This is a genomic window from Sphingomonas sp. QA11, assembly GCF_028473665.1.
Lineage (GTDB): Bacteria > Pseudomonadota > Alphaproteobacteria > Sphingomonadales > Sphingomonadaceae > Sphingomonas > Sphingomonas phytovorans.
In genome coordinates, this window is record NZ_CP098774.1 from 3,832,048 (window position 1) to 3,843,248 (window position 11,201).

General features: G+C 61.4%; 9 protein-coding genes. 4 read left to right on the forward strand and 5 right to left on the reverse strand.

The features are described 5' to 3' along the window. Positions 1 to 149: 149 nt before the first annotated feature. The 3 genes from NDN01_RS17625 to NDN01_RS17635 are packed head-to-tail and all read left to right on the forward strand — an operon-like array spanning position 150 to position 4,293. Positions 150 to 2,852 (forward strand): TonB-dependent receptor domain-containing protein, encoded by a 2,703-nt coding sequence (locus NDN01_RS17625; RefSeq protein ID WP_272623048.1) that lies wholly within the window; start codon positions 150 to 152, stop codon positions 2,850 to 2,852. Between the two features lie 8 nt (positions 2,853 to 2,860). Continuing rightward, a complete protein-coding gene (locus NDN01_RS17630) occupies positions 2,861 to 3,574 on the forward strand; it encodes a PepSY domain-containing protein (protein WP_272623049.1) in 714 nt (237 codons plus the stop codon). Beyond that, the gene (locus NDN01_RS17635; RefSeq protein ID WP_272623050.1) at positions 3,571 to 4,293 is read left to right on the forward strand and encodes a PepSY domain-containing protein; all 723 of its coding nucleotides are present in this window, start codon (positions 3,571 to 3,573) and stop codon (positions 4,291 to 4,293) included. The genes NDN01_RS17630 and NDN01_RS17635 overlap by 4 nt, the downstream gene beginning before the upstream one ends. A 1-nt stretch (position 4,294) precedes the next feature. Here the strand turns inward: NDN01_RS17635 and hutC are convergent, their stop codons facing one another. Beyond that, positions 4,295 to 5,104, reverse strand: coding sequence for a histidine utilization repressor (hutC, locus tag NDN01_RS17640; protein WP_272623051.1), 810 nt, complete (start codon positions 5,102 to 5,104; stop codon positions 4,295 to 4,297). A gap of 246 nt (positions 5,105 to 5,350) precedes the next feature. Here hutC and NDN01_RS17645 point away from each other — a divergent pair, with 246 nt between their 5' ends. Then, positions 5,351 to 6,130, forward strand: coding sequence for a sulfite exporter TauE/SafE family protein (locus tag NDN01_RS17645; protein ID WP_272628290.1), 780 nt, complete (start codon positions 5,351 to 5,353; stop codon positions 6,128 to 6,130). Between the two features lie 171 nt (positions 6,131 to 6,301). On the opposite strand, the gene NDN01_RS17650 is transcribed toward NDN01_RS17645, so the two are convergent. The 4 genes from NDN01_RS17650 to NDN01_RS17665 all read right to left on the reverse strand — a co-directional run bounded on the left by NDN01_RS17650 (position 6,302) and on the right by NDN01_RS17665 (position 11,186). Next, positions 6,302 to 6,577: a hypothetical protein gene (locus NDN01_RS17650; RefSeq protein ID WP_272623052.1), complete on the reverse strand. Its 276-nt coding sequence runs from the start codon at positions 6,575 to 6,577 to the stop codon at positions 6,302 to 6,304. Positions 6,578 to 6,916: 339 nt separating this feature from the next. After that, positions 6,917 to 7,993, reverse strand: coding sequence for an IS5 family transposase (locus NDN01_RS17655; RefSeq protein WP_272621981.1), 1,077 nt, complete (start codon positions 7,991 to 7,993; stop codon positions 6,917 to 6,919). Between the two features lie 879 nt (positions 7,994 to 8,872). Next, positions 8,873 to 10,159 carry a glycosyl hydrolase family 28-related protein gene (locus NDN01_RS17660; protein ID WP_272623053.1) on the reverse strand — a complete coding sequence of 429 codons (1,287 nt, stop codon included), beginning with the start codon at positions 10,157 to 10,159 and terminating at the stop codon, positions 8,873 to 8,875. Positions 10,160 to 10,649: 490 nt separating this feature from the next. Further along, positions 10,650 to 11,186 carry a toxin-activating lysine-acyltransferase gene (locus tag NDN01_RS17665; protein ID WP_272623054.1) on the reverse strand — a complete coding sequence of 179 codons (537 nt, stop codon included), beginning with the start codon at positions 11,184 to 11,186 and terminating at the stop codon, positions 10,650 to 10,652. Between the last annotated feature and the right edge of the window lie 15 nt (positions 11,187 to 11,201).

An 11,201-nucleotide genomic window follows, 5' to 3' on the forward strand; every position in this document is an offset into this window, starting at 1 on the left:
GTAGTGCCCGACAATGCGTATCATCATGGGGCAATACATCAACAGAACAAAACTAAGCTATTGTTTCAATTATATTTTTTTCATTGACCTGTATATACAATTGATGTTTCCTAGGGGTCAGGGATCAACGAGATAAACGGGGGCACGACATGAAGACTGCGAGCGCATTACTGGCCGCAACGATGTTGACGGCTGTATCACCTCACGCATGGGCGCAGGTCGAGCCGGCCGGGCAGACCCAGCCGGAAGCCGAGGCGCCGGATGAGATCGACGTGGTCGTCACCGGCAGCCGGATCCGCCGCCAGGACATTGCCGGGGTCGGCCCCGCGACCGTCGTCTCCGCCGAGCAGATCGAGAATACCGGCATCGTCAACATCGAATCGCTGCTGCAGCGGCTGCCGGCCAATGCCGGTTTCGCCGGCAACCAGACATCGGCCTATTGGACCGGCAACGGCTATGGCACCGCGCAGGTCAACCTGCGCGGCCTTGGCATCAAGCGCACGCTGGTGCTCCTCAACAACCGGCGCCTCGTCGCCGGCGGCACCGGCGCGAACTCCTCGCCCGACCTCAACATGATCCCGGTCGTCGCCCTGGCGCGCACCGACGTGCTCAAGGACGGCGCGTCGGCGATCTATGGTGCCGATGCGATGGCGGGCGTGGTCAACCTCGTCACCCGCACCGACTATAACGGGTTCGGGATCAGCGCGCGGAGCGGCATCACCGGGCGCGGCGACGGCGGCGACGTGACGATCGACGGCCTGTGGGGCGTGCGCGGCGACCGGGGCGGCTTCCTAGCCGCGGCGACCTACCAGAAGACCGAGGCAGTCAACATGGCGAGCCGCGCACCCTGCTCCCTGTCCGAGGTGACCAAGGGCTCGCTGAGCTGCGTCAACAGCGCCTCGACGGTCGGCGGACGGGCCGTGCTGCCCAACGGCCAGCAGATCAACTTCAACCAGGTCCCGGGCGGCAACGGCAATTTCTACGAGCCGTACAATGCCGCCAAGCATAATTTCAATTCGAACCCGTTCCTCAACGCGGTCAGCCCGATCGAGCGGATCAGTACCGCGTTCTTCGGCGACTACCGGCTGACCGACGGAATCCAGGCGTTCGGCGAATTCCTCTACACGCACCGCAAATCGACCCAGATCGCCACGCCGGGCACGCTGCGCAACCTGGCCATCTCGGCAACCAACCCCACCAACCCGACCGGCCAGGATATCGTGCTGATCCAGCGCAGGCTCGCCGAGCCCGGGCCGCGCCAGTTCTTCCAGAAGACGGACACGTGGCAGGGCACGATCGGTTTCCGCGGGAAATTCGCCAATGGCTGGGCGTGGGAAGTGGCCGGTGCCTATGGCCGCAACACCGCGATCGACGGATCGACCAACGTCGCCAACCTCGAGAAAGTCCGCAACAGCATCGACACGACCAAGTGCAGCGTCGTTCCCGGTGCGGCGATCCCGTGCGCCGATTATCTCGGCTTCGGCGATCTGACGCCGCAGGCGCTGAACTATATCCTGTTCACCTCGACCGATCGCGGCGGCAACGAGCTCGCCTCCTTTACCGCCGACCTGAACGGCGACCTGTTCCGGCTTCCCGCCGGCGCGGTCTCCTTCGCGGCGGGCGTGGTCTATCGCCGCGAGAAGGGCTGGCGGAATCCCGATCCGCTGACCGTCGCCGGCGTCGCCAACACCAACCAGCAATCACCCATCTCCGGATCGACCACCGCCAAGGAAGCCTATCTCGAGCTGTCGGTGCCGGTCCTCGCCAACACGCCCTTCTTCAGGGCGCTGACCCTCGACGGCGCGGTCCGCTATTCCAATTACGACCTGTTCGGCAGCGACTGGAACTACAAGGCCGGCGCCGACTGGATGATCACTGACGGCGTTCGTCTGCGCGGCACCTATGGCACCGGCTTCCGCGTGCCGAACGTGCCAGAGCTGTTCGGCGGCGTGTCCGAAGGGAACCTCACCACCAGCGACCCGTGCAGCCGCTATTCGACCAGCACCAATGCGACGCTCGTCGCCAATTGCCGCGCGTCGGGCGTGCCCGCCAATTATGTCCAGCTCGGCACCACGATCCTGACGACCGTCGGCGGCAACAAGAACCTCAAGGCGGAAAGCTCGAAGAGCTGGACGATCGGTACCGTCGTACAGCCGCGCGGGATCGTGCCCGGCCTGACGCTCACCGCCGACTGGTTCGACATCGAGATCACCGGCGCGATCCGTGCAATCCCCGGCTCGACCAAGCTGGCGGTATGCTATGCCAGCGCCAATCTCTCGAGCCCGTTCTGCCGCGACTTCACCCGGAGCACGCTGACCGGCGAGGTGACCACGCTTACCGCCCAGCCGATCAATACGGGCCGCGAGCGGATGAGCGGTCTCGACCTGGGGCTGGTCTACAGCCACAGCCTTGGCCCGGTGGATCTCTCGGTTGACCTCAACGCGACCTATCTCGACCAATATGTCGTCGAGCCGTTCCCCGGCGGCGCGCCGATCATCTTCGACGGGCATATCGGGGGCGGCAATGGCGGCTATCCGAAGTGGCGCGGTTACGGCGTGGTCACCGCGAAGAAGGATTTTATCAGCCTGACCTGGTCGACCCAGTGGATCGGCAAGGCGACCGATTTCAACGCGGCGCCCGGCGCGATCGGCTATCGCGCGCCGAACGTCTTCTACCACAATGCGCAGCTTGCCTTCGAGATCGCCGCCAAGACCCGCTTCCAGCTCGGCATCGACAATCTGTTCGATCGCAAGGCGCCCTATATCGCGAGCTTCACCGACGGGAACACCGACACCATGACCTATGATCTGCTGCGCCGCAGATTCTACGTCGGGTTCCGGCACTCGTTCTGAGCGGCCCGGTGACGAAGATCCGCTGGCCGCTCGTCGTCAGGCGCACGCACAAATGGCTCGCCCTGCTGGTCGGGCTGCAGGTGGTGCTGTGGACGGCCACCGGCTTCTACATGGTGGCCGTCCATATCGACACGATCCATGGCGACCATCTGGTGCGGCCGGTCACGGCCGCACCGGTCGACCTGGCCGGGGCCGTGCCGCCGTCGCGCATCCTGGCGGCACAGCCCGGCACGTCCGAACTGAGCCTGCAGCGGCGGCTCGGCCGCCCGGTCTGGCGTGCCGAAGGGCCGCACGGCACCAGCGTCTTCGACGCGGGGACCGGGCAGCCGCTTCCCCCGATTTCGGAAGCGGAAGCACGCAGCCGCGCCCGTTCCTATTATGCGGGCGAAGGCGATATCGTCTCGACATCGCTGCTGACGACGGCGCCGCGCGAAATGGGATCGCGCAAGCCGCCTTACTGGCAGGTCGAGTTCGAGGGCTGGAACAGGCCGACCCTGTACATCTCCCCCGTGACCGGTGATCTGCTTGCGAAGCGCCATCTGCTCTGGCGCGCCTTCGACATCGCCTGGATGCTCCATATCATGGACTATCAGGACCGCACCGACGTCAACAACCCGCTCCTGCGCGTCGCCACGTGGAGCGCCTTCGCCATGGCGATCAGCGGCGCGTGGCTCCTGATCTGGTCGTTTCCGCGCCGCAAGAAGAAGAAGGCCAGTTCATGAAGCGCCTCCGCCTCTCGCCCCTGCTGTTCCGCCGGATCCATAAATGGGTCGGCCTGGCGCTCGGCCTTCAGTTCGTGCTGTGGACGCTGAGCGGCGCGATCATGGCGCTGCTCCCCGCCGATTCGGTCGGCGGCCATGGCGGTGGCGGCGGACACGGCCATGCCCTTGCCGCCGGCCCCTATATCGACCCTGCCCGCCTGAGTGCCGGACAGCCGATCTCCGGCCTCGTCCTGCGCGACCTGGGCGGGCGGCCCGTCTATGAAATCCGCGAGGCATCGGGCATTCGCCTGGCCGACGCGACGACCGGCGCACCGGTCAATATCGATCGCGCGACGGCGATCGCCGTCGCGGAGATGACCTCCAATGCCCCGGTCGCGAGCGTCGAGGCGCTCGCCAGGCCGAACCTTGAATCGCGCGAGCACAAGGGCGCGATGTGGCGGGTGAACCTGGACGATCCGGAGCATTCAAGCGCCTATGTCTCGGCGGTGACCGGACGGCATCTCGTGACCCGCGGCGATAGCTGGCGGACATGGGACTTCTTCTGGATGCTGCACAACATGGACTATGCGAACCGGGCGAGCTTCAACCACCCGCTGATCATCGTCGTTGCGTTCGGCGTGCTGTGGTTGTCAGGCACCGGCTTCTATCTGCTCTTCAAAAGCTTCCGCAAAACCGACTTCAAATGGCTTCGCCGGCGCCGCCGTCCAGCCCAAGGCTGAATCAGCCGGTATCGACCGAGAAAGCCGCGGAAAGCTCGAAGCTCCTGCCGGGATGAGTCAGTACCGCATGCGAAACGAGTCTTCCGCGGCTCCATGTCCGGCGGGTCATCACCAGCACCGGCTCGCCCTCGTCGATACCCAGCAGCAGGCGGGTGCCCGAATCCGGCATGGCGGCCCGCACCCGGTGCTCCACCCGCTCGAGCGGCGCGACGCGGGTGAGATATTCGTTCGGCGTGGTCTCATGGAAATCCATCGCCCCATAGTCGGGCGCTGCCGCGGCCAGCACGAAACGCTCCTCGAGCTGGATCGGGAATTCGGCCTCGTGATGGACGATCACGGACCGGAAAAGCCTGGTGCCGACGGCAACCTCAAGCAACGCCGCCGACCGCTGGTCGGCCCGGATCGCGATATTGTCGATCACGCGCGCGCGATAGGCACGCCCCCTGGCGCGCACCTCGTCGGCGATGTTGCGGATCTCGATCATCTGCCCGATCGGTCGCGGCTCGGCGATGAACGATCCGGCGCCCGCGCGGCGGACGACGACCCCGGCATTGCTCAGCTCGCGCAGCGCCCGGTTGGCGGTCATCCGCGATACGCCGAAGCGCGAGACCAGTTCTGCCTCGGACGGCACCCGATCACCGGGCTTCAGCGCGCCCGACCTGAGCGCTCCGACGATTGACTGCTTGATCTCGACATAGCGCGGCGGGTCGCCATTTTGTGCCCTGCGCCCCTGCCTGGCGGCGTGCCCGGCCGCGTCCCGCGTCCGTTCGTCAGTGGCTGCCATCGCATCCGCTTCAGCAAGATCTTTCATGCGGCTGTCTATACAATCGGAAACGTTCCGCGCCATGCGATTGCGGCTCCGGATCGGTCTTATCGTGCATCGGCCGGTCGCGTCAGGCGCCGTTCAACAGCTTGATGATACTCGGCACGAGAAAAACTTCCTCGCGCCGCCCGCGGTTTGCGACGAGGCTCTTGCATAAGGCCAGGTGAACGGGCGAACTGGCGAGCATCCGGTTCGGCGGGGTTCAAACGCCGGCAACTGACGAGTGCGCCGATGATGGTCGAGATCAACCCGCTCTATTCGATCGCCGGCGTCGCGGTCGGGGCTCTTGTCGGTCTTACCGGCGTGGGCGGCGGGTCCCTGATGACGCCGCTGCTCGTCCTCGCCTTCGGCTTCCATCCCGTCACCGCGGTCGGGACCGACCTGCTCTATGCATCGGCGACCAAGACGGTGGGCACGGCGGTGCACGGCTTCAGCGGCACGGTCGACTGGAAAGTGGTGCGGCGCCTCGCCATGGGCAGCGTGCCGGCGAGCCTGGCAACCCTGATCGCGCTTGCCTATGCCGGCGCCAAATTCGACGGGACTCAGCACGTCATCACGATGACGCTTGGCCTGGCGCTGATCGCGACGGCGATCGCCATGGCCTTTCGCCGCCAGATCCTCGCTTATTACGCCGAGACGATGGAGGCGATGTCGGATCGCCGGATCATGCGGCTGACGATCCTGCTCGGCCTGATCCTCGGCGTACTCGTGTCGCTGTCGTCGGTTGGCGCGGGTGCGCTCGGCATGACGGCGCTGCTGGTGCTGTATCCGAAGCTGCCGATCAATCGGCTCGTCGGCTCCGACATCGCCCATGCCGTGCCGTTGACGCTGATCGCCGGCATGGGTCACTGGGCAATGGGCTCGGTCGATTTCGGGCTCCTGCTGTCGCTGCTGATCGGATCCGTGCCGGGGATCATCGTGGGCAGCCTGGTCTCGACTCGGGTGCCCGACGGGGTTTCACGCGCCATTCTTGCCGGGACCCTCGCGATCGTGGGCGGCAAGCTGATCTTCTAAAGCCTGCCCGCGACGGAGGGCATGACCGTGATCCGCAGGCCTTATGACCGCCCCTGACGCCCTCCATTCTGCCTGGTCAACGGTCGTGTCGCGACGGTCGAGGCCCTACTCCCGGCCGTGTCGATCAACCACGGCCATATCACGATCATGCAGGTGCGCGGCAGGATGGTGCTAGGATTCCGACATCATCTCGATCGACTTAAGGCAGCCAATATCGCCTTGTTCGGGCGCCCGCTCGATCGGCAGAGGATAACCGGGTTCGTCCGCGCGGCGACGGAGGCGGGACCTGATACCACCCTGCGCGTCAATATCTTCGCAGGCCGTGCAGTTGAGCATGTAATGGTGACGGCGACGCCACCTATCGAGCATGATCCGCCCCCACGCGTTTCTCGCTGATGCCTTGACGTCCATATCAGCGAGGTAACGATCTGGAATGTCGGCTTCCATGATGGCAATGCCATCATCGCCATCATATGGCCCGATGCTGCAGCCCTGACGGGCGTAACGCAGATCATGCTGAACGAGGGGCTTGCCGCGATCGGCGCGCCGGTGCGCCGGTGCACCACGAGAGCATTCGCGCCGACATGTTGTCGCAGTACGAAGCCAGCTTCCTCATCAATTCGTCCACCTTCGGTCGCCCCTTGAGCGCAGTTGGACACCTCGAAGAACGCCTTTGAACGGTGATGACGGCGTCGGCATGGTCTGGATGGCGGGTTTGCCGGCATCGACAAGGGCGTATTGGCCGGTTCGCTGCCCCTGAGGGTGCCTGATCGGGCGCAAATCCGGTCAAGCAGGCGCAACTCGGGCTTCGAGCCAGGCGAGGCGGCTGAAGTTGTAGGCGAGGTTGACCATGCCGATCTTTACCTTGGCGCGGGCGATGCCGATGGTGCGCACGAACAGCTTCATGCGGTGCTTTTGCCCGGCAAAGACGTGCTCGACGGCCGAGCGGACTGGTGACCTTGCGGCGTTGGCGCGGGCATGATGCGCCGGCAGGTCCTTGTTCTTCGGCTTGCGGAAATGGACCTTCGAGACAAGCCCGCGCTTCGCCATCGCGGCTTCGTTGCGCTTCGAGCGATAGGCGGTGTCGGCCCATACCGGCGATGCGGTGTTCCTCGGATCGAGCAGCCCCTCGAACGGCCGGCTGTCGTGCGCGGCGGCACTGGTCACCTCCCATCGTCGGATCAGGCCATGGCGGCGGTCGATCCCGGCGTGGTTCTTGTAGCCGAAAACCGGCACCGCGATCTCGACACCTTTGGCCTTCATCTCGCTCGCCTCGCTGCGCTTGCGGCGGCCGCGCTTTATCGTCCAACGCGCGTCGGTGTCCTTCTGCCGGCGCTTGGCTGGCGACCAATGTCCCGGCGTGCCGCCGCCCTTGATCGTGACCTTCTCCTCGTCGCTCAGCTTCTGGCGTGGTGCCGCCACGACGGTCGCGTCGATGATCTGCCCTCCCATCGCCAGATAACCCGACCCGTGCAGCGCATCGTCGAAGCCCGCGAACAGCTTCTCGATCGCCTTCGCCTGGACGAGTTGCTCGCGGAACAACCAGATCGTCTTGGCATCGGGCACCCGGTCGCCAAGCCCAAGCCCCAGGAAGCGCATGAACGACAGCCGGTCGCGGATCTGGAACTCGCACGCATCGTCCGACAGGCTGTACAGCGCCTGCAGCACCAGCACCTTGAACATCAGTACCGCGTCATAGGGTGGCCTCCCGCCGCGACTGCGATCCGACCGCGCAAGCGCTGCATCCAGCACCGGCCGGAACAACGCGAAATCAACCACCGCGCTCAGCCGTTCCAGTGGATCCCCCGCCGCCGACAGTGCCGCAAGCCGATCATCAACATCGAAGAAACCGCGTTGTACCATCGCTGCCTCCCGTTCTCACGGGATGCAGTGAATCATCTCACGCCCTCAAACGCCATAGGTTTTTAGAGGCGTCCAATTGGCGAGCACTCCTTCGCGCTCCATCCTGACCTCGATGCGCTGCTTCTCGGCTCCTATGAACTGACACCGTTCGAAACGCGGAACGGTTGGGTCCTGCGTATATCGCCGGACGCACAAAAGCCGTCGACCAGGGTCGACGGGCTTTCGAATCTAGTGGATCGTATCCGACAAAGGTATCCGCTTTTGCCGGAGGCCCGATCAACTAAGTCATGGATAGGTGGTCTGATTATCCGAAATACATGCGGATGCATCTGTTTCGGTCAGACCACTAGCCGACATTCGCTGTCAACTGCAGTTTAGCCGCTCCTGCGGTCATCGCTTGCTACGTCGTCGCGATATCATGGCGCTAGCGCGCCATCCGCCACTTTCTGTCACTGCCTTCCTCATCCGGCGTCGAGGTGCTCCGTACAACAGATGCGAGGTAATCTCTTAGCAGTGCGTCACAATGCCGTTCGTCACGGTAAACGTCGCTAAGTTTACTGTTCCAGCCGCACAACTCACTCCAGTCAAGCTGCCCGTGCCAAATGCCGGTGCAAAGACGGCGTGCCCGAATGTTACAATGTCTGTTGCCGGGTCAACAGATAATGTTGTAGCACCAGATCCCGAATTATAGCGAGCATTGTAAATAAAGAACGATGGGTCTGCACTCTGCTGGCCTATTTGCCAAGCGCTCGCGTTGTTGTAATAATAGTTTGTGGAAGCCTGATTCGATGGATTCCCTGCCAAAGAGAGCGTGGAATTCTGTAGAGAAACCCAAGGTGACTGCGGAAAATTCATAGATCCAGATGCAGTTGTTGTACTCTACCCCAGCAGGATCGCTCCGGATCCGAAAGTAAATGCTTGATTATCAAGCCAATTACCCCAAATAAAGGCATTCGTGCAAGAGGTGTTGGAAGTAGATCGCCCTCCAGTTGAATAGGAAAACCAATTCCCCGTAATTTGAGCGCCATTACTATTGGAACCGTCACAAAGAAAATTGTAATTTAGATTGTTCTCAAAATAATTTCCAAGGACCGTTGCGCCATTAACGTTTCCGGAGAAAAGCAGGCCACCGAAGTTTCCTGACCATTGAGAATTGAAGAATGTTGGATTCTCCACCCAATTTGAGCCTCCGATAATTGTAGCAGCCTCTCCTAAAGCATTTCCATTCGAAAAGAACTGCACATGGTCAATACGCGAATTACTAAAGCTTATATCTTGATTTGAAACAATTGCTGCGCCTAAGTTGTTATAAAAGAATGCATTTTTCGTTACAGATGCGAAAGAATTATAGAATATGATTCCTCGTCTGTATCCATTTTCAGTGAAGTCATGCAAATATGCATTTGATCCGGCAGGAGGACCTGTGATGATTGCTACGTCGGTAGCAGCAGCGTTTTGCAGAGGAGGTGCGAAATAAATTCCGGACATATCAATATTAGGCTGAGATGCCAACGTCGACGAAGGATTAACTGCTAATACTGGAAGAGCAACGGTTCCTGCGGAGATGAGCGCGTGAGCGAAGGTTGGACCGACAATATCAATATGCGTGCTATCAATGACGATAGCGGGCCAGGCACCATTAGCTTCCACAGTACCTCCAACCCCGAATACTTCAATTGCCGCACCCATATTCGCTGTCGTAGCGACCGTCAGACGGATCGATGGTGAGCCGTTGTGAGTTGCCCCTGCCGCCGCGCTACTGACAGTTGCACCAATTGGAAAAGCGGGGATGATTGAGCAGGCCGTACCCCCAGGGCCAGAAATCTTGATCTGGGTTGCGGTTACATTAAGGCTTTTGGTGATTTTGTAGCTTCCTGCGGTGCAAAATGCTATCTGCCCCGACGATGCTGCAGCATTCATCCAACTCTGAAGAGCGGTTGTATCGTCGGCAACACCGTTGCCAACCGCACCATATTGCTGAGGTGTAATGCCCGCACCAGCCTGCCCCCATGCAGAAGGCACATTTGCAAACAGAACAGTAGCCAACAACGATGCATGAATTTTAACCAAATTCGCCTCCCCCTTGTAACTACAGGATTTATCTGCGGCAGGAAAATACCTAATAGCGTGGAGCGCAGACGCAAACCACCACGCTGATTTTTCCAACGTTTCGCTTTCGTGTCCGATTGTTGGTTCGATGACGACGAGCCCGCAATTGCGATAGCTGGTTTCCCGGTGCTCGGCAGTCCCGGCTCGCAATGAACTACTGGATGGGGAATAAACGCCGGCACCATGTTTCGAGAGCATGTCTAGCGAGACCCGCCGGGCACCGAACGCACGAAACCCCCGTCGCTTGCGCTACGGGGGTTTCGTGATGCGATTGGTTGCGGGGACCCGCATTAGCCGAGCGCGGTACGCGCTATCGACTGCGGTTTAGCCAACCTCCAAACGCAAAGGTAGGTAAGGCATCAAGACTTCTTATCCATAGGCCGACAAGCCTCCGTCGAAACAAGCTTACGCCTGCTCTCGGTGCCTTAACAACGAGCGATTTTATAGCAGTCCCGCGTAATCGCTTCACTGGCCTTCTGGCAAGAGCCCGCCTCAATTCTTCCATTGCGATATTTGGGTGCACTTCAGATCGTCGAAAGCGACCGCATTATTGCTTCTCGTTCAAAGCAGCCGCGATCGAGGCCTTCAATTTTTCACCCGCATCGGCATCAATTTTCCGAACGGTACGTTGGCCGGTAGCAGGATCCGTCTGGTGGAAACTGAACGCCTTGCCTGCGAGCGGCTTCGAGATCAGATCGGCGATCATCAATTCGCGGTGACGATTGGCCGCGTCCGCGAACGGGGCGATCAGATCTACCAGCCAGATCCGGTCACCCGATATCCATTCCTCAAGCGTCAACCTGTTTTCCGGCTCGATCATACCACCTTCGAGCTTCTTCTCGGCCACCTCATTACACTTCGCCCAAAGCGCAAGTCCGACTGGCTTGTCGCCATCCCTGAACAGATAGAACTGCTCATGGATCAGCGCCGGCATTACCAGCCATTCGAGATCGCCAATCGCAAGAACCTTGTGCAGAGGCGACTGGCTCAACAGCCAAGTCATTTCTCCAAGCAGATGGCTCACTGTCGGCGGCTTCGCAGCCGGTGCCGGTACCGGCGCGGCGCTCGTCTTCTTCGTCTTCATCAAAGGTTCCTATCG

What these genes read in the sequence shown, in the direction of transcription:
- NDN01_RS17665 (WP_272623054.1), bottom strand. Translation starts at nt 11,186, where the DNA reads ATGAAGACGAAGAAGACGAGCGCCGCGCCGGTACCGGCACCGGCTGCG.
- NDN01_RS17650 (WP_272623052.1), bottom strand. Translation starts at nt 6,577, where the DNA reads ATGGAAGCCGACATTCCAGATCGTTACCTCGCTGATATGGACGTCAAG.
- NDN01_RS17655 (WP_272621981.1), bottom strand. Translation starts at nt 7,993, where the DNA reads ATGGTACAACGCGGTTTCTTCGATGTTGATGATCGGCTTGCGGCACTG.
- NDN01_RS17625 (WP_272623048.1), top strand. Translation starts at nt 150, where the DNA reads ATGAAGACTGCGAGCGCATTACTGGCCGCAACGATGTTGACGGCTGTA.
- NDN01_RS17635 (WP_272623050.1), top strand. Translation starts at nt 3,571, where the DNA reads ATGAAGCGCCTCCGCCTCTCGCCCCTGCTGTTCCGCCGGATCCATAAA.
- hutC (WP_272623051.1), bottom strand. Translation starts at nt 5,104, where the DNA reads ATGAAAGATCTTGCTGAAGCGGATGCGATGGCAGCCACTGACGAACGG.
- NDN01_RS17645 (WP_272628290.1), top strand. Translation starts at nt 5,351, where the DNA reads ATGGTCGAGATCAACCCGCTCTATTCGATCGCCGGCGTCGCGGTCGGG.